This window comes from Streptomyces sp. NPDC051662 (assembly GCF_040681655.1).
Classification (GTDB): Bacteria; Actinomycetota; Actinomycetes; order Streptomycetales; family Streptomycetaceae; genus Streptomyces.
On record NZ_JBFAZD010000037.1, the window covers coordinates 20,638 to 42,842 of the forward strand.

At 70.6% G+C, this 22,205-nt stretch carries 19 protein-coding genes; 5 read left to right on the forward strand and 14 right to left on the reverse strand.

The window, feature by feature from the left end; genetic code table 11:
* Nucleotides 1–177 precede the first annotated feature (177 nt).
* Complete coding sequence (locus tag AB0M67_RS37145; RefSeq protein ID WP_365752039.1) at nt 178–1,185, forward strand: DUF2156 domain-containing protein; 1,008 nt, start codon at nt 178–180, stop codon at nt 1,183–1,185.
* Here AB0M67_RS37145 and AB0M67_RS37150 read toward each other — a convergent pair.
* Nucleotides 1,169–2,011 carry an AfsR/SARP family transcriptional regulator gene (locus tag AB0M67_RS37150; RefSeq protein ID WP_365752041.1) on the reverse strand — a complete coding sequence of 281 codons (843 nt, stop codon included), beginning with the start codon at nt 2,009–2,011 and terminating at the stop codon, nt 1,169–1,171. The two genes, AB0M67_RS37145 and AB0M67_RS37150, sit on opposite strands and share 17 nt — an antisense overlap.
* Before the next feature lie 680 nt (nt 2,012–2,691).
* On the opposite strand from AB0M67_RS37150, the gene AB0M67_RS37155 reads away from it, so the two are divergent.
* Nucleotides 2,692–3,099: a hypothetical protein gene (locus AB0M67_RS37155; protein WP_365752042.1), complete on the forward strand. Its 408-nt coding sequence runs from the start codon at nt 2,692–2,694 to the stop codon at nt 3,097–3,099.
* 19 nt (nt 3,100–3,118) lie between these two features.
* Here AB0M67_RS37155 and AB0M67_RS37160 read toward each other — a convergent pair whose 3' ends face one another.
* A complete protein-coding gene (locus tag AB0M67_RS37160; RefSeq protein WP_365752043.1) occupies nt 3,119–3,508 on the reverse strand; it encodes a hypothetical protein in 390 nt (129 codons plus the stop codon).
* Nucleotides 3,509–3,612: 104 nt separating this feature from the next.
* Between AB0M67_RS37160 and mptB the strand changes: the two genes are divergently transcribed.
* Nucleotides 3,613–5,169 carry a polyprenol phosphomannose-dependent alpha 1,6 mannosyltransferase MptB gene (gene mptB / locus AB0M67_RS37165; protein WP_365752044.1) on the forward strand — a complete coding sequence of 519 codons (1,557 nt, stop codon included), beginning with the start codon at nt 3,613–3,615 and terminating at the stop codon, nt 5,167–5,169.
* A 193-nt stretch (nt 5,170–5,362) separates the two neighbouring features.
* Here mptB and AB0M67_RS37170 read toward each other — a convergent pair whose 3' ends face one another.
* Nucleotides 5,363–7,657, reverse strand: coding sequence for an FUSC family protein (locus tag AB0M67_RS37170; RefSeq protein ID WP_365752082.1), 2,295 nt, complete (start codon nt 7,655–7,657; stop codon nt 5,363–5,365).
* A 244-nt stretch (nt 7,658–7,901) separates the two neighbouring features.
* Nucleotides 7,902–9,197: a geranylgeranyl reductase family protein gene (locus AB0M67_RS37175; protein ID WP_365752045.1), complete on the reverse strand. Its 1,296-nt coding sequence runs from the start codon at nt 9,195–9,197 to the stop codon at nt 7,902–7,904.
* A 191-nt stretch (nt 9,198–9,388) separates the two neighbouring features.
* Between AB0M67_RS37175 and AB0M67_RS37180 the strand changes: the two genes are divergently transcribed.
* Nucleotides 9,389–9,847: a VOC family protein gene (locus tag AB0M67_RS37180; protein WP_365752046.1), complete on the forward strand. Its 459-nt coding sequence runs from the start codon at nt 9,389–9,391 to the stop codon at nt 9,845–9,847.
* A 116-nt stretch (nt 9,848–9,963) separates the two neighbouring features.
* Here the strand turns inward: AB0M67_RS37180 and AB0M67_RS37185 are convergent, their stop codons facing one another.
* The 10 genes from AB0M67_RS37185 to AB0M67_RS37230 all read right to left on the reverse strand — a co-directional run bounded on the left by AB0M67_RS37185 (nt 9,964) and on the right by AB0M67_RS37230 (nt 21,401).
* Complete coding sequence (locus AB0M67_RS37185; protein ID WP_365752047.1) at nt 9,964–11,004, reverse strand: glycosyltransferase; 1,041 nt, start codon at nt 11,002–11,004, stop codon at nt 9,964–9,966.
* Between the two features lie 86 nt (nt 11,005–11,090).
* Nucleotides 11,091–12,029, reverse strand: coding sequence for a hypothetical protein (locus AB0M67_RS37190; protein WP_365752048.1), 939 nt, complete (start codon nt 12,027–12,029; stop codon nt 11,091–11,093).
* Nucleotides 12,026–14,716 (reverse strand): PEP/pyruvate-binding domain-containing protein, encoded by a 2,691-nt coding sequence (locus tag AB0M67_RS37195; protein ID WP_365752049.1) that lies wholly within the window; start codon nt 14,714–14,716, stop codon nt 12,026–12,028. Before AB0M67_RS37195 ends, AB0M67_RS37190 begins: the two co-directional genes overlap by 4 nt.
* The gene (locus tag AB0M67_RS37200; protein ID WP_365752050.1) at nt 14,713–15,711 is read right to left on the reverse strand and encodes an NAD-dependent epimerase/dehydratase family protein; all 999 of its coding nucleotides are present in this window, start codon (nt 15,709–15,711) and stop codon (nt 14,713–14,715) included. The genes AB0M67_RS37195 and AB0M67_RS37200 overlap by 4 nt, the downstream gene beginning before the upstream one ends.
* Nucleotides 15,708–16,355 (reverse strand): isoprenylcysteine carboxylmethyltransferase family protein, encoded by a 648-nt coding sequence (locus AB0M67_RS37205; protein WP_365752051.1) that lies wholly within the window; start codon nt 16,353–16,355, stop codon nt 15,708–15,710. The genes AB0M67_RS37200 and AB0M67_RS37205 overlap by 4 nt, the downstream gene beginning before the upstream one ends.
* Nucleotides 16,352–17,266, reverse strand: a complete 915-nt coding sequence (locus AB0M67_RS37210; protein ID WP_365752052.1) for an AfsA-related hotdog domain-containing protein — start codon at nt 17,264–17,266, stop codon at nt 16,352–16,354. The genes AB0M67_RS37205 and AB0M67_RS37210 overlap by 4 nt, the downstream gene beginning before the upstream one ends.
* A 76-nt stretch (nt 17,267–17,342) precedes the next feature.
* Entirely contained in the window at nt 17,343–18,590 is a 1,248-nt protein-coding gene (locus tag AB0M67_RS37215; RefSeq protein ID WP_365752053.1) for a cytochrome P450, read from the reverse strand.
* A 269-nt stretch (nt 18,591–18,859) separates the two neighbouring features.
* Complete coding sequence (locus tag AB0M67_RS37220; RefSeq protein ID WP_365752054.1) at nt 18,860–20,170, reverse strand: HAMP domain-containing sensor histidine kinase; 1,311 nt, start codon at nt 20,168–20,170, stop codon at nt 18,860–18,862.
* Between the two features lie 2 nt (nt 20,171–20,172).
* Complete coding sequence (locus AB0M67_RS37225; protein WP_365752055.1) at nt 20,173–20,970, reverse strand: response regulator transcription factor; 798 nt, start codon at nt 20,968–20,970, stop codon at nt 20,173–20,175.
* On the reverse strand, nt 20,967–21,401 hold the full coding sequence (locus AB0M67_RS37230) for a hypothetical protein (RefSeq protein ID WP_365752056.1): 435 nt from the start codon (nt 21,399–21,401) through the stop codon (nt 20,967–20,969). Before AB0M67_RS37230 ends, AB0M67_RS37225 begins: the two co-directional genes overlap by 4 nt.
* Before the next feature lie 190 nt (nt 21,402–21,591).
* On the opposite strand from AB0M67_RS37230, the gene AB0M67_RS37235 reads away from it, so the two are divergent.
* Nucleotides 21,592–22,173 carry a superoxide dismutase family protein gene (locus tag AB0M67_RS37235; RefSeq protein WP_365752057.1) on the forward strand — a complete coding sequence of 194 codons (582 nt, stop codon included), beginning with the start codon at nt 21,592–21,594 and terminating at the stop codon, nt 22,171–22,173.
* The last annotated feature ends 32 nt before the right edge of the window (nt 22,174–22,205 follow it).

Here is a 22,205-nt window from a genome sequence, read left to right on the forward strand (position 1 = left end):
GGGAATGTTCGCAGTTCCAAGTGGCGGCTATCACCCTCACAGAGCGCCCTGAAAATCCTCGGAGACGGCGCTGAGACGCCGCTGAGACGGCCGTTTCAGGGAAATGGAAGAGAGTGTGAGGAGCATGTCCCCGGGCAGCCGGCCCGGTAACTCGACGCCTCAGGCAACGGGAGTGAGATGACCACGCGCAGCGGAGAGGTATCCGACGAAGAAGTGCTCGAAGTCCTGGAAAAGCTCCGCAAGGACGGCGACAACCCCAGCGCCTTCCTCGCGCTGAACTCCGGTAACGCGTACTTCAGCGATCCGGCGACGGACGGAGTCGTCGCCTATCGCGAGGCGGGCTCGTATCTGATCCAGTTCGGAGGCGTCTACGCCCCGCCGGAACAACGGGAGGCGCTGCTGCGGGCGTTCCTCGCGCACGCGCGTCTGCGGCGCCGCAAGGTGGTCGCCGTACAGGTCCTCACGTCGGACGTCGAGCTGTACGTCCGATGCGGTTTCACGGTCAATCAGGTCGGATCGTCGTACTCGGTGCACCTGCCCGACTTCGCCCTGCGCGGAACGCGCTTCATGAAACTCCGCAACAAAATCTCGCGGGCGCGGCGCAGTGGCCTGGAGGTGACGGAGGTCTCCCACGAGGAGTGCGCGGCGGAAATAGCCGGTATCGACGGCGCCTGGCTGCGGAGCAAGGGCCGCCATGTCAAGGAGATCGAGTTCCTGGTCGGTGAGTTGGGCGGGCCCGTACAGCACGCGCGCCGGTTGATGCTGGGCCGGCTCGACGGGGTGCCCATCGCCTATATCTCGTACTCACCCGCGTACGGCTCACGTCCCGGGTGGCTGCACGATCTGAGCCGCCGGCTCCCGGACGCGCCTCCCGGTGTGATGGAGGCGATCAACCTCACCGCGCTGGAGACATTCCGTCAGGAGGGCGCGGAGTGGCTGCACTTCGGCTTCACACCGTTCACCGGACTGTCCGAGGAGCACGATCCGGCCGAGGCGAGCGGGGCCACGCGCAGGATCATGCGGCTGCTGGCCGACCACGGTGACAAGGTCTATCCCGCGGCCAGCCAGCTCGCCTACAAGGAGAAGTGGGGCCCCCAACTGGTGCTTCCCGAGTATCTGGCTTTCCACGGGCGGGCGAGGCTGGGTGCCATCTGGCAGATCCTGCGGGTCACGAAATCGGTATGACCTCTTCCCCGGCCCGCGATATGGACAGATGGGGAGACTGCCGGAGGATGTCCTGGAACCTGTCTCTCAGTCCGTGTCCTGGCTGAAGTCCCAGATGCTGCGACAGGTACTCGCGGGTGCGATGGTAGGTGTTCAGGGCGTCGGCCTGCCGTCCTGACAGGTAGAGCGCGGTGATCAGCTGCTCGCAGAAGCGCTCGTGGAGCGGGTACCTGGCGTGCAATTGCTCCAGCCCGGGGATGACGGCCCGGGGGTGGTCCAGCCGGAGCCGGATGTCGAAAAGCCTTTCGTAGGCTCCCAGTCTGACCTCTTCCAGCTGGGTGTAGGCCACTTGACAGATCATTCCGTGTCCGGCGTCGATCAGCGCCGGGCCGCGCCATAGGGAAACCGCCTCGGTCAGCAGATCGACGGCCTCTTGGGGATTGTGCGCGCTCGCCGCGTCGGCGCGGGACACCAGCTGGAGGAGCCGGGAGGCGTCGACGTTCTCCTCGGTCAATTCCAGGACGTATCCGGTCGGCGACGTCTGGATAACGTTGCGCAGAGCTGCCTTCCCGCCGTGTGCGACCAGGACCCGGCGCAGTCGGGCGATATGGCCGTGCAATGAATTCTCGGCGCTGTTCGGTGGCTCTTCGCCCCATAGCTCGTCGATGAGTTCACTGCGCGAGACGGAGCGGCCCACCGATAATGAGAGGGCCGCCAGTATTGAGCGTAACTTCTCTCCCGGTATCCGGACCTGAACCCCGTCATCGATTACTTCCAGCGGTCCCAGAAGATTGATCTGCAATTGTCGCCCGTTGCCTTTCTGATGCGACCGGGGGAGCGGGCGCATGGAACGCCTCCCCCCGGGGCCAACCCTACGTACCTAGCGATAATGACGCCCTACTCGTAGGTAAGAGGAAGCGGCACGGCACGTCGGATGCGCCAGCCATGAAACTTGGCTCGTTTTCGTCGTTCCATGTCAGGTATCACGCCAGCGCGTGTGTGCCACGTCGCATAGGGATTTCTCTTACGACGATGGAAAGATACCGAAAGGTCGGCCGGGCGCCGTCGTTGGCCGAACCCGGTGTTCCGCTTGGGTGAGTCCGCCCCGAACTGGCCCTGCTCCGGCGGGCTTCGTGTTGAGGCGCCCTGAGCCTGCCGAAACGGGTGGTGTTCGTTGAGCCAATTTTGTTCGGATCTTTGCCATATATATGCCGAGTCGAGTGGCATCAAGAGGCCGTCGTTTTCCGGTCGGAGCCCCGAGGAGAACGGGGCGGGCGCCGTCGGCCCGGTGTCGTGTTTCGGGCCCCGCCGTGGAGGTTGTTCCGGGCCTCGCCGTGGAGTGGAGGGGGAAGGGCGGATCCGGGACCTTGTCCGGCGGGTGCCCCGGCCCGGCGCCCGGGGAGGTGGGCCTCGCGTCGCGATCGCCCCGTACTCGGCAGGGGCACCCGCCCGCGTGGGGAACGCCCGTTCGTCGAAAGTAAGTTGGGGGTTTCCGGTGGGGCCGACGGTCGGTTTATGATCTTGGTTATGACTTCGCAGACCCCCGAGAAGAGCCCGTCCCGCAAGCAGCGACTCCAGGAGAAGCAGCGGCGCCAGCTGGCGGTCGTCGACACCATCGACAAGGCCGAGGCGAAGCTGCGGAAGGCCGAGTCGGAGCTGGCCGAGGCCGTGGCGGAGGCGGTCGAGGTCTTCGGGAGCGAAGGGGGCGCCGCCGAGGAACTCGGTCTGTCGATCGAGGCGATCCGCGGTTTCCTCAGCCTGGTGGAGGGCGGCGCGAGCGGTGCCGAGGAGCCCGACGCGGCCGGAGAGCCCGCGGAGACCACCCAGCCGGCCGGCCCCGCGAGGGCCACGCCGGAGGCCAGGACCGAGGCCAGGGGCGCCAAGGGCGCGGCCAAGGCCGAGGGCACACCGGAGCTGGAACCTGTGGCGGTGTAGCCCCGCCACGCCCCTGGTGTCAGACGCACCCGCAGTTGCTGCCGTACAGGAGGAACCAGAGGGCCAGAACGAGCAGAACGGCCCCCAGCGTCGCCCCCATCCGTCGTGCCCGAAGCGGTCCGGGGTGGCGCCAGGCCGTGATCGCGGCGACGGTGCCGATCAGCAGCACGGCGACGGCCCCGAGTGTGAGTTCGGGGCTCTGACGCCAGCCCCAGAGCAGTCCGAGAACAACTCCCACGAGGAGCAGACAGCTCAGCAGCTGCAGGCCGGACTCCATGATGAATTCCCCGACGGTTTCCTCGACGAGTTCCTTGAGGAACTTCCAGGTCCGCCGCAGGCGACCGCCCTTTCGCCGTCGTGCGGTCGCCCGGGCCTCCTTGGGCGATGGATCGACCGGCCTCGTGGTCATGGCGTCCCCCTCGGCATCACCGCGAACGCGGTACGAGACGGCCATCCTCTCTGATGGTCTCCCCGGCACATGGCCCGGGGACTCGTTCGATAGGTTGGCTGGTCATGTGGGCATGGAGCGCCGGTGGATACCGTCGGCTTGGCGCGGCCGGATCTGTCGCGGCCGCTGTCGGTGGGTGGGTCGCCGGTACGTTGCCGGCCCGCGATCCGTGGGGGCTCTGGGTGCCCCATGGGTCCGCGGTGACCCTGGCGGGCGCCGTCCTGGCCTACGTCGGGCTGACGCTGCTGGTCGTCGCCTGGTGGCGGTACGGCAGAACCGGCGCCTCCACGCGCGACACGCTCGTCACCCTCGTCTGGTGGGCGACCCCGCTCGCGCTGACGCCGCCGCTCTACAGCGCCGATGTGTACAGCTACATCGCCCAGGGCGCGATGGTCATCGAAGGACATGACGTCTACGGCGCGGGGCCGTCCGTCCTCGACCCCGCGGGACTCGGCGGCGACGCCGCCGCGAGCGTCGGAGGGAACTGGACCGAAGCCCCCGCACCGTACGGTCCGTTCTTCCTGATCCTCGCGCGCGGCGTGACCTGGGCGACGGGCGGGACGATCGTTCCCGCCGTGCTGGGGATGCGTCTCATCGCCGTGGGCGCGCTGGTGCTGATCGTGTGGGCCCTGCGGCAGCTCGCACGGGAGCGCGGCACGAGCGAGAGCGGCGCGCTGTGGCTCGGGGCGCTCAATCCGCTGTTGCTCATGCATGTGGTCGGCGGCATGCACAACGACGGGCTGATGATCGGTCTCATGCTGGCGGGCGTGGTGCTCGCTCTGCGCGGCGGATGGATCGTGGGGGGCGTGCTCGTCGGGCTCGCCATGATGGTCAAGTCCCCGGCGGGGATGGCGCTGCTGTTCATCGGCGTGTGCGTGGGCAGGGCGGCGACCGGCCCGCTCGTACGGCGGGTGGCGAAGGCTCTGGCGCCCGGCCTGGTCGCGGTGGCGGTCGCTCTCGTGGCGGCGCTGCTCGGCGGCACCGGCTTCGGCTGGCTCAGGACCCAGAGCGTCGCGGGCACCATTCATACCGCCTTGTCGGCCACCAGCGACCTCGGCCTCGGTCTCGGCGAGCTGCTGCGCCTCCTGGTGGGCGCCGACCCGGATCCGGTCAAGGCCGCCGTACAGAACCTGGGGCTGGGCGTGGCGCTCGTACTGACCGCCTGCCTGGCGTGGCGGACGGTACGTGGCCGCCCGGACCCGGCTCGTGGCTCGATTCCCGCCCAGGCATCGGACTCCGCCCGTGCTCCGGGTCCGGACTCCGTTCCGGAAACCGCCCCTCTGGGGAATCCGGCCCCTCTCCTGAATCCGGCCCATGCCCTGGGGCTGGCTCTGCTGGCACTGGTCGCGCTCTCTCCCATGGTGCAGCCGTGGTACCTGCTCTGGGGCATGACGGTGATCGCCGCCACCGCGCCGTACGGCCGCACGGCCACGGTACTGACCGTGCTGTCGGCCGCGCTTGTGTACGAGACCCATCCCTCCGGGGCCACGCCGTGGTACGGCTTCGTCCTGGCGGGGGGCGCGTGCGTGATCGGCACACTGCTCGTCCGCCGCGAGCGGAAGGCGCCGGACGAGGCCCCGGCGCCGGCTCACGAACCGGCGGTCGCCACGCACCGTACGTAGGGGCACGCACCGTACGACACTCCGGGCCCTCGGCCCGCCTATCCGTTCTCGACGAGCGTCTTGAGCCGCGGCAGTGTCTTCTCGATGCCCGGCCCACCGGCGACCGCAGCCGTCTGGCCATCGCTTTCCGTAAACACGCCGAAGCTCTGCTCACCGGAACCACCAGGTGCGCGAGACCCCCGCCGCCGATCCGTCAGTCGCGCGCGGTCCTGCGCTCCGTGCGGTCGGCGACCGGTACGCCGAGGGGGCGCGCGAGGCCCACCACGCCTTCGTCGAGGCGTTGCAGATGGCGCAGTACGCGGGCGGTCACCGTGTCCGAGGGCGGCGCGCCGGAGGCGTCGGACTTGAGCATGGAGGCGATGCTCGCGCCGGACTCGACCTCGCCCGCGCCCTCGGTTCTCGTGTCCTTGACGCGCGCGGCGAGCACGTCGATGTTGTGCGCGATGCGTCGGCCCGCCCGCCCCAGCCGCGGGTCGGCCGTGACCGTTCTGCTGTGCGGTACCAACTCGGCCGTCGCCGCCAGGGAACGGGCGTGGTAGGCGCAGGTCTCCAGCAGCGCCACCAGATAGCGGACGGTCCTGCGCCGGACGCGCAGCGGCGAGATCGGATGCGTCAACGGTTCGGTGGAGTCACGCAGATCGTCCAGAGCGGTGTCCAGATCCCGCGCCATGCTCAGCAGATCGGACGCGGGCCCGCCGCTGAGCTGTTCCACCGCCGCCGACACGACATCGCCCAGCCGGTCCAGGACCGTGCCCAGCAGTTCGTCGGTGCGGCGGTCGGTGTGCACCGGCAGCACCAGTACGGCCGCGATGATGCCGCAGGCCGCACCGAGCGCCGTCTCCTCGATGCGCAGGACCAGCACGGCGAAGCTGTACTTGTTCAGCAGTGTGTAGAGCAGTCCCAGCATCGCCGTGACGAAGAAGGACATGAGCGCGTACGACAGCGGCGCGGTGAAGAACATGGCGAAGATGAAGACCAGGACGAGCGTGAACGCGAGCCAGGTGTGCTGACCGACCAGTCCCGCCAGCAGCACACCGGCGACCACCCCGAGGACGGTACCGAGCAACCTCCGGTAGCCCTTGACCAGGATCTCACCTGTGGACGCGGTGTTGAGGAAGACCACCCAGCAGGTCAGCACCGCCCAGTACCAGCGCTGCGACGAGAGGAACTCACCGCCGACGATGGCCAGGACCGACCCTACGGACACCTGGAAGGCGGCCCGGGTGGTGGGACGCCTGAGGCCGGTGCGGACCTTCCCCTCGGACTCCCCGGACTCCCCGGGCTCTCCGGGCTTCCCGGACTCCCCGGACTCCCCAGGCTCTCCGGGCTCTCCGGGCTTCCCCGGCTTCCCGGGCTCCTCGGGCTTCTCGGGACCGGTGAGCGAGACGTCCTCGGCGTCGAACTCCTCGCGTGAACGCGTGGTCGCCGGTGAGTCGCCGGACTCGTCCTCCGGCCCGTCCAGCGCGAGCCGCAGACCCAGGACGGCGCGGGCCACCTCACCGATCCCGCGGAAGACGTCCTGGACGGCGTCCGAGGCACGGGGCAGTCGCTCCTCGTCGCGGTAACCGAGCAGCCTGTTGCGTACGTGCGCCAACGCCGTACCGCGGTCGTCGGTTCCCGACCTGGCCACCAGCAGGTGCAGCGCGTTCAGGTCCCGGCGCAGCGTCCCGATCACATCGCCGTCGGCGGACGTCACCAGGTTCCCCGTGGCCGGCACGGGCGCGTTCGGCAGATGCAGGGTGAGGGTGTCCGCGCGCTCGGCGCTGCGGGCGTTCAGCAGCAGTACGCCCAGCCGCTCCGCGGCGATCTCGGCGTCCGCGACCCTGCGTTGCAGCAGCGCCGCCGTGGCCGCGTCGCGTGTGCCCTCCTCCAGCCGGCCCTGGATCATCAGAGCCCCCTCGTGCAGCCGGGCGGTGCGCCGCCGCAGCTCGTCGAGGACCTTGTCCAGCTGCTCCGGGGCGGCGTCCAGCAACTCGATCTGACTGGTCACGACCTGGGCCAGCCGCGCCCGGAAGGCGTCGCGCAGCCGCTTCAGTACACGCTGGGGCGTCTCCGGTACGACGGCGAACCGTACGATCGCGCTGCACACGGAGGCGATGGCCAAGGTCTCCCACAGCACGGGCAGATCGGCCGCGTCGGCGCCCACGAACAGGGCGACGAAATAGATCTGAAAGCCGATCAGACCCAGCGCGGAACCCCGCTCGCCGAATCTGCGGCTGTAGGCGGCGGCGAAGATCAGGGCGACGAAGAGCGCGTCACCCGCGATGATCCGGGTGCTGAGCAGCGCCCCCAGGGACACCGCGGCGAGCGCGACCGGCAGGCCGAGCGCGAGCGTGATCGCCTGGCCGCGTACCTGCTTCTCCTTGATCGCGAAGGTGGAGACCATCGCCGTCATGGCGCCCGCGACCAGGTAGGTGACGCCGGTGCCGAGCAGGGCGAGGACGAGAAGGGTGAGCCCGACCGCCGCGACCGTCCGCAGCCCCGCCATCAGTCGCAGCAGACCCGGGTCGGACGCCGCGAGACGATCCCAGGTGCCGGCCCCGGCCCGCTCTGTTCCCGCCCTCACGCTGCCGGACTCCCCTGTTCGCCCGCCGAGGTCCGCTCTCACTCAGGACCTGCCGCTCCGTCCCTGTCCGCTCCGTCCCTGTCCGCGCCTCAGCATCGCACGCGCGGTCACGCACGACGCGGCCGGCCGGAACCTCCCCCTCCGGTGTCGCGGACGGCCGCCGGCCTCAGCGGCGTCGTACGGCCGGTGCCGGGACCAGGCGGACGACGGTGTTGAGCAGATGGTCGATCGTGTCCCGCGAGGGCGTGTCGGTGAGATTGGCGAGCAGCCGAGCCAGGGTCTTGAGCAGAAACGGCGAGCCCATGACGTAGCGGTTCAGGACCGGTTGGAAGCCCGACCGGCTGAAGACAAGGTCGGCGGCGGCATTGCCGAGACGGTAGTAGCGCCCCCAGCGGCGGTTCATCTCCACGGGGTAGTTGAGCAGCACATGTTCACGCCTCGGCCCCTGGGGAAGGGCCAGGGCGAGCGCGGCCCTCTCGGCGGCGACCTCGCCGGCTTCCATGGCCTGGGCGATGCCCTCACCGTTCCAGGGGCTGATCATGCCCCCCGAGTCACCGACCAGCAGCAGCCCGCGCGTGTACAGCGGATGGCGGTTGAAACCCAGTGGCAGAGCCGCGCTTCTGACGGGGCCTTCGGCGTTCTCCTCACACAGCCCCCACGCGCTCGGGGTACGGGCGAGCCAATGGTCGAGCGCGGTCCGCAGATCCGCGTTTCCGTACCGCCGGTGAGGCAGCGCGCCGAGGCCGACATTGACCCGGCCGTCGCCCATGGGGAAGATCCAGCCGTAGCCGGGCAGGTAGTGATCCGTCCCCGGATAGCGCAGATCCGCCCATAGCTCCAGGTACTCGTCCTGGGAGCGTTCCGCGCTGCGGTAGTAACGGCGGGCGGCCGTCGCGATCTGTCTGTTCGGGTCGCGTTGCAGGCCCAGGGCGAGGGCGAGGCGGGCGGAGGCGCCGTCGGCGGCGATGACGATCGGTGCGCGGTAGACCGCCGGCTCCCCGGCCCCCGCTTTCGCTCCGGCCCCCGCCGCTCCAGCCGCCGCGGTGACCCCCGTGACCCGGCCGGCGCGATCGGTCACCGGGCTCGTCACCTTCACCCCCTCGCGCAGCCGGGCTCCGGCGGCGACCGCGCGCCGGGCCAGGATGTCGTCGAAATCGTGCCGGCTGCGCGAGAGACCGAAGTCCGGATAGCTCCCCAGGCCGGGCCAGTCGATATGGACCCGATGCTCCCCGGCCACCCAGCGCATCCCGCGTGAACGCATCCATCCCGGAGCCTTGATGTCGACGCCCATCCGGACGAGCTGGTGCACCGCGCGAGGGGTCAGGCCGTCGCCGCACACCTTTTCCCGGGGGAAGCGGGTCTTCTCCAGCAGCAGGACATCGACGCCCGCCGTGGCCAGATGGTAGGCGGCGGACGAGCCCGCCGGCCCGGCCCCCACCACGATCACCTCGGCTTCGTCCATCGGGAGCCCCTTCCTGGGAGAACCGGTGCCGCACCGAAGAGGGCAGCCCTGCACGTCATCATCTGTCAGGGGGAGCCGATGCGGAACATGGCCTTGCCCCAGTCCGGACGCCGAGTTGCCCGGGTACTCCGGTGCCAGCAGGGTGGAGACGACTGCCCCGACTCCCCGCGGGCCGAAAGAGGGCGACACCCATGGCGAAGCGAGAGGATCTGCCGGCCCCTGAGAGAGGGCTGGTGCTGACCCACTTCCTGACCGTTCGGGACGTTCATGTCTCCAGCCGCTTCTACGCGGACATCCTCGGCGGCGAGGTGGTGCTCGCGGAGAACCCGGGCATCGTGAAGATCGCCAACGGCTGGATCATCATGAACCCCGGTGGCGGGCCGACCCCGGACAAGCCCGAGGTCGTCCTCACCGCGCCCGAGCCCGGCGACCCCGTGTCGTCGTTCCTCAATGTGCGGGTCGCCGATCTGGCCGCGTTCTATGAGCAGGCCACCGCCAAGGGCGCGCGATTCCTGACCGAACCGCTCGACCGCAAGGCCGAGCTGCGCTGCTATCTGCGCGACCCCGACGGCTATCTGGTGGAGGTGGGGCAGGCGACCGGCATACTGCGCGGCGTCTTCGCCGACCCCTCGCCCGCCGACGGCGGCTGAGCGCTCACCGCGCCGATCGGCGGACAGGACCCAGGAGCCAGGAGCCAGGAGCCAGGAGCCAGGAGCCAGGTCCTGTCCGGTCGGGCGTCGGACAGGACCTGGGCGACAGTGTGCGCTCAACTCGCCCTGTGCGCCGCCTCCATGGCCGCCACCTGCGAGACGAAGAACGGCCGGTACTCCTCCGACCAGGCCAGGAAGTGCGTCGCACGGGCCGGCCCGCCCGGCAGGGTCCGTGCCGAGTCGACCGCCGCCAGCAGCGCGTCCGTGGTCGTCTTCCGGTGGTAGCGCTCCAGCAGCCACTGGCGTCCCTCGGCGCGTATCCCGTCCTCGGGCCGCCGGACGAGTTCCAGGGCACGGTCGGCCAGCAGCCCCGTACGGAGATCCGGCACGCGCCAGGCCGAAGGCGCGTCGAAGAGTTCCTCACCGCCGCCCAGCGGATATCCGGCGACAAGACAACCGCTCGCCAGCGCCTCGGCTACAGGCAGACCGAACCCTTCCCCCTCCGGTGAGCCGAGCGCGACGAAGACCGACGTGTCGGCGAGGACGTCGGCGACCTGTTCGTGGCTCAGTCCCCGGATCGGGCGCAGCTCGACGCCTTCGCAGCGCGGGTCGTTACGCAGCAGCCGTTCCAGCAGCAGTGACTCGGCGGGCCGGTTGCGTGGCATCCATGCGATGCTCGCCACCCGCCGGTCGGCGGGGCGGAACAACTCGCCGTCGATGGGGTTCGGGATCAGCAGGGGTGTCGGCAGATACGGGTGCGCGCGGCCGAGGATGTCGACGCTCTCCCGGGAGATCGTCCAGATGCCGGGGTCGGGGGTGAAGCCCGGATACCGGTCGACGGCGCCGCTGGTGACGAAGGTGAGGAAGTGCCCCTGGTTGAAGACGACCTTGCGGGCGCCCGGCGCCGGGTCATGGCCCGGCAGGACCGAGATCTCCGGGACGACCAGGAGGTCGTCGGCCGTCAGGTCGATCTCCATGCCCGAGAGAGTCGGTACGCCGCTGTCGTCGAACCACGCGTACCGGAAGCCCGGAGTCGGCGACCACCGGTAGGCGTCCACGCCGGCCTCCGCCAGCAGCTTCACATGCGCCGACAGGACGCGTGCGCCGCCCAGCGGGATGGGGTACTCGAAGTCGGCGTAGATCACACGTCCGTTCATGACTCACCACACATTTCGACAGAAGGATCAGAGAAAACAGAAAGGACAGATGGAACGGAAGCGACTCCCCGGGGGCCCGCCCCGCCTCAGCCGAACCAGGCCGGCGCCCCGCCCATCAACGCCGGCTGCACCGCGCCCGCCGCGAGAAAGGCCAGATAGGCCGCGAACGCCGGGCCCCCGGCGGTACGTCGCGCCTGGCTGTGCCCACGGAAGCCCAGGACGTTCCGGAGCACGAGCGCGAGCGGTACCGCCAGGACGGCCAACGCGGCCGGCCGTACCTCCGCCGCGTCCGGCCCCAGGGTCACCGCCACGCGCAGCGCACACGCGGCGAGCATCAGCGCCACGGCCACGCCCAGGCCGCACATGGCCCCGCGCGCCGTCGAGTACAGCTTCTCGCCGGGCAGGGCGAACCGCGCCCGTACCGTCTTGCGCGCGATCTCCCAGTGGAGATAGGCCAGTACGAAGGAGAGCACCACGAGCGCCGTCGGCAGCGCCGGCGTCCCCGCGTCGCCTGACCCGGCCGACAGCGCCACGTAGCAGACCAGTCCGGTCTTGAGCTGGATGGTGACGACGATGTTCCCCCAGACGCTCTCGCGGAAGCGGTCGGAGACCCGCTCCAGCAGGAGCAGGAACAGGCTGTACGCCATGATCAGCACCGCACCCACGACCGCCGCCGCACCCACGACCGCGCTCAGCGCCACCGCGGTCACGGCCGACCCCGCCAGATAGACCCGGACGGCCGCGACCTGCGTCTCGCCGGTCACGAGCGGCCGGTCCGGGTTGAACTCCCGGTCGTAGTCCAGGTCCTTGACCTCGTCGACCGCCCGCATGAAGAACAGGATCACGAACACGGCCAGCGCGCCGCACACCTGCTCGGCCACGCCAGGACCCACCGCCGCGCCCGGCGGACGCAGCGGGGCGAGCGCCCCCAGGATGCCCGCGGGCCACAGCACCACGTACGCCAGATAACGGGGGGCCGGGAAGCGCCCGGAGAAGAACCGCCAGAACGCGCGCGCCGGATTCATCGCGGGGCCTCGTCCAGGATCACGACGCTGCCCGTGCCCCCGTCGACCTCGATCAGACTTCCCTCGGGGATCCGCCGGGTCGCGTCCGGCACACCCACGATCGTCGGTATGCCGAACTTCCTGCCCGTGATGGCGGTGTGCGACAGCAGGCTGCCGCGTTCGACGACGATCCCCTTCGAGGCGAGCATGAGATAGAGCCAGCCGGGGTCCGTCTCGCGGGTGATGAGGATGCTGTCGGCGGGGAAGTCCCCGTCCAGGGTGGGGTTCGACAGGACCCGCGCGTATCCGCGGACCTTTCCCGGGCACGAGCCGAGCCCGCGCAGCGCGAGACCCCGCTCCGTATCGGCGGGCGACACCTCCACCTCCTGCGGTACGGACATGGCCACCACATCGCCGGTGGCGAACTCCCGCAACGGCCGCAGCGCGCGGGACTTCTCCAGATCGCGCCGTCTGATCGCGACCAGCCCCGCCAGATCACGGGTGGAGCCGGTCCCGTCCACGAAACCGAAGAGTTCGTCGAGATCGAGGAAGAAGACGTCCTCGGGGTCGCCGAGCACCTCGCGGCGGTGCAGTTCCACGCCCAGGGCGCGGATCACCTGCTTGCTGTAGCCGAACAGCTCGCTGCGCATGTACCGGCCCACCTCCCGGTAGTACAGGGTGGTGCGCAGCCGGTCGAACAGACCCAGCAGGACGGCGCGCCGCAGCCGGGCACGCAGCAGTTTGCCGCGCAGCAGCTCCTCGCCGGCCAGCCGGGTGGCCCGTTCGACCTCCTCCATGTCCGCGACGGTCAGATCGCTCGCGGCGTACTGCTGGACGAGCCGGATCAGCTCCCACGGGGTGTCGCGGAGGTTGGCCTTCTCCAGCTTCAGTTCCGCGATGCCCCGGTCGCCGTACCGCTCGATATGCCGGCGCACCTCCTCGGTGAAGTCCCGGGGGAGCTTCCCGGCCTCCAAGCGGTCCCAGATCCGCCGCGGCTGCCCGCCGAGGAACAGATCGTGGAGTCCGGCGTCGGCACGTACCAGCTCGGCCAGTCGCACCGCGCTCAGCGCGATCTCCGCCCCCTTGAGCTGCCGGCCGCCGCACAGCAGCTGGCTGAAGAGGGTCTCCTGCTCATCGACGCCCCAGCGGTCCATGGCCAGCTCGACGGCTTTGTGGAACAACACCATGAACTGGTAGTTGACCAGCGTGATCCCCCACAGCTGACCGGCGGTGCGCCAGGTGTGCCGGTAGTCGGCGACGAGTTTCAGCGGGTGCTCGCTCGCGGTTGAACCCGTCCGCACCTCCCGCAGCAGCGCGCTCCACCGCTCCTGGAAGTCCTTGAAGTCGCGTGGCAGGGTGCGGTAGCCGCGTACCACCCGGCCCCAGCCGGTGACCAGCCGGACCGCCCGGCGCCCGCGCGCCCCGAGGCCCGTGGGCCTCTCGGACTCATGGTGGTAGAAGGTGTCGAGTTCGGCGACGAGACGTTCCCAGTCGCGCCGGACGCCCTCGAACATCGGCACGGCGGACAGCATCCTGATGAAGGAGTTGATGCTGTGGTAGATGCGGTTGTCGAGAAAGCCGAGCAGCCGGGTCATCGTCTCGTGCAGATCGTGCAACTCGCTCTCGGGGACCCCGCTGCGGCGCAGGTAGTCGTAGTTGAGCAGCCAGTAGAAGCGCCGGGCCACCGAGTACGTCATCGGGGTCGTCGTGTCCGGAAAGCTCTCGGACACATTCGCGCTGCTCCAGACGCGGTGCCGGTCGGCCTCGATGGTGACGGGCCGCGACTGCACCACATGCACGAGGCCGTCCTCGGTGATCGTCGCCTCGATGTCCTGCGGCTCACCGAAGACCTTCTCGATGTCACGGCCGAGCGCGGCCAGCGACCTCGCCTCCTCGTCGCTCAGGACGGGGACGTCGACGCGCTCGCTCGACACGGCGGTCTCGACGGTGCCGTGGCCCCGCTCGGCGTCGAGCGTGACCATCGTCGTCTTGGGCGTCACGACGCTCTCGACGTTCCCGGTGCGCGAGTGCACGAAGTAGTGGTCGACCGGGGCCTTCTCCTGGACGACACCCTCGCCGATGCCCCAGCTCGCGCTGATGACCGTGTCGCGCGCGTAGCTGGTGGGATCGCAGGTGAACAGAACGAGGGAGCGCTCCCCGAAGACCATCCGCTGGACACCGACCGCGACCGAGAGACCGGAGAACGGCAGGCGCTGACGGTGCCGGTAGAGCAGGCCCTCCGGACTGAACGCCGACGCCCAGCACTTGAGTACCGCCTCCCCGACCCCGGACGGCGGGACATAGAGGAAGCTGTCGCTCATGCCCGCGAACGGGTTCTGCGCCGAGTCCTCGCCCTGGCCCGGGGCGCCGATGACGGAGGCGCGCACCGCCAGCAGCGGACCGTCGGGGAAGTCGGCGGCCAGCCGCTCTTCGAGGGCCCGCTCCACCTCGGGACCCAGTCCCGCTCCCGCGATGACCTCACGGATCCGGGCGCTGGTGGCACACACCCGCTCCCAGTCGTCCAGGTCGGTGTCCCGCACCAGCGCGTCGATGGTGTCCGCGACCGGCGCCACCGCGCGGTGGAAGGCCGCACCGGTGAGGCAGAACAGCCCCGGGACCCGGACACCCCGGTCATGGAGGGTCTTCAGCCGGGCGAACTTCCAGCCGACGGTGTCGGGGGACATGGCGTCGCCAAGTGTCTCGATCATGAGGTTTCCTGTTCGGGTTCGTACGCCCGGTAGGAGCGCACCACCGTTTCCGGTGATTTCGCGGTGAGGGCGGTTCCGATCTCGCTCTCCAGGAGGCCGACATCGGCCCAGTGCGAGAGGGTGACCAGGTCCAGCCGTTCGCCGAGCCGGGACGCCGAGTGCCCCGGCAGGACGGAGCACAGGGCCCGCGCCGGAGCGGCGGGCAGCCAGCGGAGCGGGGCGGGGCCGGGCGGCGGCGCCAGCAGGTCGAACAGGTCCTGGAGGGCCAGGGGCCTGCGGTAGCCGACGTTCACCGCCGTACGTACGGGTGTGCCGCGTGCGGCACGCTCCATCACCCGGCGGGCGAGCTGGGCGATCACCGAGCCGTAGTCCTCGACATCGATCACGCTGAAGTGGGTCCGGTCCGCGCGCACCCGCAGGGGCAGCTTTCTGAGCCTGTTGACGCCGGGCAGGAACGAGAGGTCGTCCCGGCCGGTGATGAACCGGGGCCGCAGCAGATAGGCCGTCCCTCCGCCGCGCCGCATGCTCTCGGCGACCGCGCGCTCGGCGCCCAGCCGGGCGCGGCCCAGCGCCGTGGCCGGCCGGACGGGCGCCGTCTCGGCCACCCTGATCTGCGCGCCCCTGCCGTAGACGGACATGGAGCTGCCGAGCAGGACGCCCTTCAGCGAGTCGGGGGCCGCGCCGAGCAGGGCGCGGGTGCCCGCCACATTCACGGCGTGCAGCACCTCCCGGTCGCGGCTCCGGTTCTCGTTGGCGAGATGGACCAGGACGTCGGTGCCCGACGGCGGGAAGCCGACGGGCAGCCGCCCCGGGATCTCGCCCTGTACATAGGTGACGAACGGGAGCCGGTGCCGCGGCGGCCGCCGCACCAGCGCGGTGACCGGCCAGGGCGATGACATCCCCGACAGATGCCGCAGAAAGGCGCCGCCCACATACCCGGTGGCCCCGGTCAGCGCGATCCTCGGCAGCCGGTCCGCGCCCCGCGCCCCCGTCACCACAGGAACGGCACCAGCCGTTTGCGGCCCGCCATGAAGTCGCGGTAGCCGGCGACGGTCGACATCACCTTCTCCTCGACGGAGATCCTGCGCACGACCGCCGGGACGAACAGCAGCAGCAACAGCGCGACGCTGAACGGATTGAGGAAGTACGCCACCAGCCCGACATGGGCGAGGAGCATCCCCGCGTACGCCGGATGCCTGAGCAGGCGGTACGGGCCCGAGGTGGCGACCCGGTGGTCGGCGTCCTTCCGTACCCGGTGCGAGTAGTACGCGCCGAGCGTACGGATCGAGACGAGCCGCAGCGCGATCCCGGCCAGCAGGAGCAGCAGCGGGCCGGCCGCCGGCAGCGGCGTCCCGTCCGGCAGCGGACCGTAGAGAGCGGCCAGGACCGTCGCGAATCGCGACAGACCGTAAAGGATCTCCGTACCGTGGTCGTCCTCGGTGTCCCGCATCCGCGCCGTACGGAAGGTGATCCGGGCCTCCAGCAGGACCCAGCAGAGATAGACGCCGATCATCACCGCGGGCATGGGGAAGGCGGGGCTCGTGCTGTCCGCCGCGGCCCGGACGAGAGCGCCGGCGCCGGCCAGGAATCCGGTGACGAAGAAGAGCGCGGGGAACTTCTCGGTGATCCACCGCCTCATCGTGCGGCCTCCCCGGTGGGCGCCGGGGAGTTCTGGGACGGGCTGTTCCGGGAAGAGCCGTTCCGGGACGGGCTGTTCCGGGCCTCGCGCATGCGCCGGTAGGCGGCGGGCGGGACGGCGCGCGCCTCCAGATGCATATGGCCGACCTGTGCCCCGCGCACCAGGACGTCGATGTCGATCCCGCCACGGGCGCGGCCCTTCAACGGGCTGATACGACAGACCAGTTCGGGGGCGGCGGGCCAGGTGCGGGTGTCGGAGAGCGTCAGACGGATCGCCATCAGGATGTACTGCCAGTCCGTGGGGATGTCCCACGCGGTGTGGGACGTGGCGGTGGCGGTCTGCCGGATCGCCTCCACCAGCACGGTCGCGGGATGGACATCCGGCCAGCGGTGGGCGGGCGGCCCGAGCAGGACGGTGGTGTAGGCGTGTTCGCCGGTCCGGGTGAGCGGCCCGATCAGCACATTGTCCTCGGAGCGCTTATGGACCAGCTCCGCCGGCGCGCGCGCCGGGCGGCCCTCCCGTCGCGGCTCCTCCACGAAGAGTTCGCGCCGTGGAGCCGGCTCCAGCCGCAGCGAGCCCGCGCAGACGCTCGTGCCGTCCTGGCGCACGTCCACCGTGAGCGCGCGCCCGTCGGGCACACCTTCCGCGAGATGGACGAAGGCGTCGGAACTCCGCTCGCACAGACCGTTGAACGCCAGGTCGAGGGCCCGGACCCGGAGCGGCTCCGCTCCATCCCGGCCGGTCCGCGCGGCCAGGTCCTCCGCCTGACGCAGAGCTGTGTCCACGACCAGCATGCCCGGTATGTGATCGAGGGGGTGGTCGAAGAAGAAGGTGTGGCTGTCGTCCGTGCTGATCTTGCTGATCCGGCTGCGGGCCGTGTCGCGCGCCGGGTTCACCGTATGGGTACTCATGGAGTGCTCCTGGGTGCTCGGAATGCCTGGGGTACTTGAGGTGCTCGGGACAGGGAAAGGAAGAAGCGAGCGGGGCTCACGCGGTCCAGCGCACCGGCAGCCGGCGCACACCGCGGACGAGCATCCCCGGGAGGTACACGAGGGGTTCCGAGGTGTCGAGCCGCAGACCGGGGCAGCGCTCCAGCAGGGCCCGGACCGCGACACGGGCCTCCAGCCGGGCGAGCGGGGCGCCCAGGCAGTAGTGGATGCCATGGCCGAAGGTGAGATGTCCGCGCGCGGCGCGGGTGATGTCGAAGCGGTCGGCGTCCTCGAAGCGTTCGCCGTCGCGCCCGGCCGAGGCGAGCGACACGAGGACCGGATCGCCCTTCTCGAAACGGGCGCCGCGGAAGTCCATGTCCTCGGTGGCGAACCGGTACGTCGAGTTCTCCACCGGACTGTCGTAGCGCAGCGTTTCCTCGACCGCGTTGCCGGCGAGGGAGTAGTCGGCCCGCAGCAGCGCGAGCTGATCGGGGTGGCGCAACAGCGCGAGCACCGTGTTCGAGATGAGCCCGACGGTGGTCTCGTGCCCGGCCGCGAGAAGCAGGAAGGCCATACCGACGAGTTCGTCCGGGCTCAGCCTGTCCCCTTCCTCGTCGGTCGTGCGCAGGAGGGCGCTCAGCAGGTCGTCGCCCGGTTCGGCGCGCTTGTGCCCGATGAGGTCCGTGAGATAGGCGGTGACCGCCTGTACGGCCTCGACGGTCGCCTCAGGTGAGGTGGAGGCCACGATTTCGTTGGACCACACCTTGAACGACTTACGGTCCAGGTCCGGTACGCCCAGCAGTTCGCAGATCACCGACATGGAGAGCGGGAAGGAGAGGGCGGCGACGAGATCGGCCCGCCCGTCCTGGTCCGCGGTCATCGAGTCGAGGAGATCCGCGGTCAGTTCATGGACCCGGGGGGCCAGCGCCTCGATCCGCCGCGAGGTGAACTCACGGGTCACCAGGGCGCGCAGGCGCGTGTGTTTGGGCGGATCGCTCTCGATCATGTTCTCGTTGATCGGCAGGGCGTCGGCGGGCCAGACCCCCGAGGAGCGCCAGTCCTTGCTGAAGCGCGCGTCGGCGAGAAGGAGGCGGCCCTCCTCATTGCGGACGACCAGCCACCAGTCCCGTTCCTGGCCGGGCAGGCGGATCCGGTGCACGGGTCCCTTCGCGCGCAACTCCTCGTATACGGGATAGGGGTTCTCGATGAATCGCGCGCCGTACGCGGCGAGGTCGACCACGGGCTCGTCGAACTCGCTCTCGGTCTCGGCGGCCCCGGTCTCTTCACGCGTGGTATTCGCGTTCATTGCGGCGGTCCTTCCCTGGAACGTCGTCAGTTCAGGTGCTCTCCGCGGCCCGTGGCGCCTGGCGCCCGGCATGTGGCCCATAGCGCTCATGGCTCATGGCTCGTGAGGGACCCTCAGCCGGTTGACGCCCGACGCCCGGTCCTGGCCTGTGGAGTGGGTTCATCCTGGGCGGCGAATGTGTCCGCCCCGGGCCGGTCGGGAGGTCGGGACGCGCTCGGCTGTGCGGCCACAAGGCGTCAGCCGGTTGTCCGCGAGATGTCGACGGAGTGTCAGTCCGGTATCTTCTCCGCCGCCGGACCGCGCGGCAGCCGTACGACGACCACGGCGCCTCCGCCGTCCGGCGCGTTGCCGAACGTCAAGGTGGCGCCGACGACCTGCGCCTGTCCGAGCGCGATGGTCAGCCCGAGACCGTGTCCCGTACCGCGTTCACGCGCGCCCGTACGGAACCGCTGGGGTCCGTCGTCGAGCAGCCCGGCGGGGAAGCCGGGGCCGCTGTCGCGCACGGAGACCGTCGGCACGCCGGTGTCGGCGTCCACGCCCACCATGACCGTCACCGGCGGCCGGCCGTGCCGGTGCGCGTTGACGACGAGGTTGGCGACGATACGCTCCAGCCTGCGGGGATCGGTCCATGCCCGTACCTCCGCGGGGCCCGCCGCCCCACGGATCAGCACCGTCGCCGGGACCGCGACCCGCTCCACGGTCTCTTCGAGCAGCTCCACCAGCGCGCAGTGCTGCGGGTCCGCCCGCTCCACGCCCGCGTCGAGCCGCGAGATCTCCAGCAGATCCTCCACCAGCGCGCACAGCGTGCGTACCCGGTCCCGTACATAACGCTCCGCCTCACCGTCCGGGAGGAGTTCGGCGGCGGTGACCAGACCCATCAGCGGTGTGCGCAGCTCATGGGCGACATCGGCGGTGAAGCGCTGCTCGCCGCGCAGCCGCGCCTGGAGCGAGGCCGCCATCGAGTCGACCGCGCCGGAGATCTCGGCTATCTCGTCGAACGGGCGGGGCCGCGCCGCTATCCGGGCGTCCAGATCACCGGCCGCTATCCGCCGGGCGATGCCCGCGGCCGTGCGCAGTCTGCGGCTCATCCCACGGGCCACCAGACAGACGGGCGGCAGTACGACCACCGTCGTCAGCAGGCCCGCCCGCAGAATGCTCTTGTTGAACGCCTCCAGATCGCCCAGCGTGGTGCTCAAGGTGAGCCGCACCGAGAGGATCCGCGGGCCGGCCGGGCGCGCCGCCCACATCGCGGGACCGCCGGGACCGTCCGTGTACTGCGTACCGTGCCGGCCCTGGCGCACCAGCGACCGCAGCTCGCCGGGCACCCCGGCCGCGTCCAGCTCGGCGCCCGTACCGCTGACCAGTCCGGTACGCGAGTAGGACACGGAGGCCCGTTCGAGCGTGAGCATCGCGACCGAGCGCGACTGCTCCAACTCGAAGGCGCGCGAGGCCCGGTGGACCAGCACCATCAGGACGACCACGGCCAGACAGGTCGCCGCGGCCACCAGCCCCGCGATGCGCCACTGCAAGGACCGCGGCGGGAACCCGGAGGCCGGTGGGGCCGGCCGATGTTCGGGCATGGTCAGCGTCGCAGCTTGTATCCGAAGCCGCGTACGGTCTCGATCCGCTCGGCGTCGATCTTGGCGCGCAGCCGCTTCACATGCAGATCGACCACCCGGGCGTCACCGTCCCAGGCGTGGTCCCACACCTTTCTCAGCAGCGTCCGCCGTTCCAGTACGACACCGGGCGACGCGGCGAAGACCAGCAGCAGCCGCAGCTCCGTAGGGGTCAGTGCCACCACCTCGCCCGCGCGCCGTACCTCCATGCCGTAGGTGTCGATGGTCAGGTCGCCGAAGGTGAGGACGCCGCTGCCGTCCGTCGCGCCCGTCCTCTCCTCGCCGCGTGCGCCGCCCGGCGTCCCGGCGCGCGCCGTCCCGCCGTCCTCACGCGCCTCACGCGGGGGCTCCTCGCGCGCGGGCGCGAAGGAGGCACGGCGCAGCAGCGACCGTATGCGCGCGACGAGCACCGCCGTCTCGCACGGCTTGACCACATAGTCGTCGGCGCCCGCCTCAAGACCGGAGATCATGTCCAGGTCGTCGCCGCGTGCCGTCACCATGAGGATCGGCGCGAGGCTGAACTCCCTTATCTTCCGGCACAGTCCGATGCCGTCGAGTTCCGGCAGCATGACATCGAGCAGCAGCAGATCCGGTTGCGCGCTCCGGAAGAGTTCGAGTCCGGTGAGGCCGTCGGCCGCCGTGGAGACGGTGAAGCCATAGCGCTGGAGCGCGATCCGGACGGTGTCGCGGATCACCGCGTCGTCCTCCACGAACAGGATGTGCGGTTCGGCGGGCTCGTCGAGGAGGGCGCGCGGGGTGGTCATGGCAGGGTCCTCGCTGTTCCGGTACGGGACGGCGGGCCGTCGATGAACGTACGGGGGAGAGCGGGCAGAGCGATACGGCCGAAGCCGGCGGCCGGCAGGCTCCCGGGGGCGTCGTGCAGGGAGAGGACGACACCGGCGGGCGGCGAGCACGGCGCCGGCGCGGGCAGCGCCGGATCCCCCAACGCCGTCTCGTCCGGCCCCCGCGGAGCCAGGTCCGCCGGCGATGGCAGGTCCGCCGCCGCACCCGCGTCCCGTACCCCCGTGTCCGACGCGTATCCGGTCAGGGCCACCCCCAGCACGATCGCCGCGGCGGCCATGATTCCGACGGCCGGGCCCCGCTCCGTCCCACGCCACAGCGGCCGGCGACGGCCGTCTCCATAGCGACGCCGCGCCGCGCCCAGACGGAGGAGCCCGAAGTGTGGGGAGCGCATTGAGCGGAGCCTAGCGGTAGGCCGATACCGGGGCCCTGCGCGCGAATAGCACGATTCGGATTAGGGGAAGACACAGTCATCCGCCCCCGATCGCCCCTCCGGCCGGCCTCAATTCGTTCGGATTTCCGCACATCCTCCGCCCGCTCCTCCCCGTTGAGAGGGTGATCAGACCCGTCGAAGGAGGCCGCTCGTGAAGTTCCGCTCCAAGGCTTCGGTTTCAGCTTGTCTCGCCGTCACCGCGTTGCTCGCGCTGCCGCCCGCGGTGGTGTCGGCCCGGGACGGCTCCCCCACGGTGACGGCGGAGGGCCGATTCCTGCCGCCGTCCCCGTACTTCCCGCCGGACGCGGTGACCTACGACCGGACGAAGGTGCCGGCGGGCGCGCGGGTCACCGTCGTCGAGCGCACCGGTGCCAGGACCACCGGGGTCGAACTGGCCGTGTCCGGGCTGCTTCCGAACCGTGTGTACGGGGCGCATGCGCACACCAAGCCCTGTGGCCGCGCCCCGGAGGACGCGGGACCGCACTACCAGAACGTCAAGGACCCGCACCAGCCCTCCACCGACCCCGCCTACGCGAACGCGGCCAACGAGGTCTGGCTGGACATCACCACGAACGTCCTGGGACGGGCCGTCGCCGAGTCCACGCACGACTGGCGTTTCCGGCGGGGCGAGGCGCGTTCCGTGGTGATCCACGACCACGGGACGATGACGGATCCGGGCGAGGCGGGAACCGCGGGGGCCCGGCTCGCGTGCCTCACCGTGCCCTTCGTATGAGGCATGGGCGGGGACGGCGTGATGCCCGTACG

Bases quoted from the DNA above. Each gene is read 5' to 3' on its own strand.
- AB0M67_RS37145 (WP_365752039.1), top strand. From the start codon at position 178: ATGACCACGCGCAGCGGAGAGGTATCCGACGAAGAAGTGCTCGAAGTC.
- AB0M67_RS37150 (WP_365752041.1), bottom strand. From the start codon at position 2,011: ATGCGCCCGCTCCCCCGGTCGCATCAGAAAGGCAACGGGCGACAATTG.
- AB0M67_RS37155 (WP_365752042.1), top strand. From the start codon at position 2,692: ATGACTTCGCAGACCCCCGAGAAGAGCCCGTCCCGCAAGCAGCGACTC.
- AB0M67_RS37160 (WP_365752043.1), bottom strand. From the start codon at position 3,508: ATGACCACGAGGCCGGTCGATCCATCGCCCAAGGAGGCCCGGGCGACC.
- mptB (WP_365752044.1), top strand. From the start codon at position 3,613: ATGTGGGCATGGAGCGCCGGTGGATACCGTCGGCTTGGCGCGGCCGGA.
- AB0M67_RS37170 (WP_365752082.1), bottom strand. From the start codon at position 7,657: ATGGCGGGGCTGCGGACGGTCGCGGCGGTCGGGCTCACCCTTCTCGTC.
- AB0M67_RS37175 (WP_365752045.1), bottom strand. From the start codon at position 9,197: ATGGACGAAGCCGAGGTGATCGTGGTGGGGGCCGGGCCGGCGGGCTCG.
- AB0M67_RS37180 (WP_365752046.1), top strand. From the start codon at position 9,389: ATGGCGAAGCGAGAGGATCTGCCGGCCCCTGAGAGAGGGCTGGTGCTG.
- AB0M67_RS37185 (WP_365752047.1), bottom strand. From the start codon at position 11,004: ATGAACGGACGTGTGATCTACGCCGACTTCGAGTACCCCATCCCGCTG.
- AB0M67_RS37190 (WP_365752048.1), bottom strand. From the start codon at position 12,029: ATGAATCCGGCGCGCGCGTTCTGGCGGTTCTTCTCCGGGCGCTTCCCG.
- AB0M67_RS37195 (WP_365752049.1), bottom strand. From the start codon at position 14,716: ATGATCGAGACACTTGGCGACGCCATGTCCCCCGACACCGTCGGCTGG.
- AB0M67_RS37205 (WP_365752051.1), bottom strand. From the start codon at position 16,355: ATGAGGCGGTGGATCACCGAGAAGTTCCCCGCGCTCTTCTTCGTCACC.
- AB0M67_RS37210 (WP_365752052.1), bottom strand. From the start codon at position 17,266: ATGAGTACCCATACGGTGAACCCGGCGCGCGACACGGCCCGCAGCCGG.
- AB0M67_RS37215 (WP_365752053.1), bottom strand. From the start codon at position 18,590: ATGAACGCGAATACCACGCGTGAAGAGACCGGGGCCGCCGAGACCGAG.
- AB0M67_RS37220 (WP_365752054.1), bottom strand. From the start codon at position 20,170: ATGCCCGAACATCGGCCGGCCCCACCGGCCTCCGGGTTCCCGCCGCGG.
- AB0M67_RS37225 (WP_365752055.1), bottom strand. From the start codon at position 20,970: ATGACCACCCCGCGCGCCCTCCTCGACGAGCCCGCCGAACCGCACATC.
- AB0M67_RS37230 (WP_365752056.1), bottom strand. From the start codon at position 21,401: ATGCGCTCCCCACACTTCGGGCTCCTCCGTCTGGGCGCGGCGCGGCGT.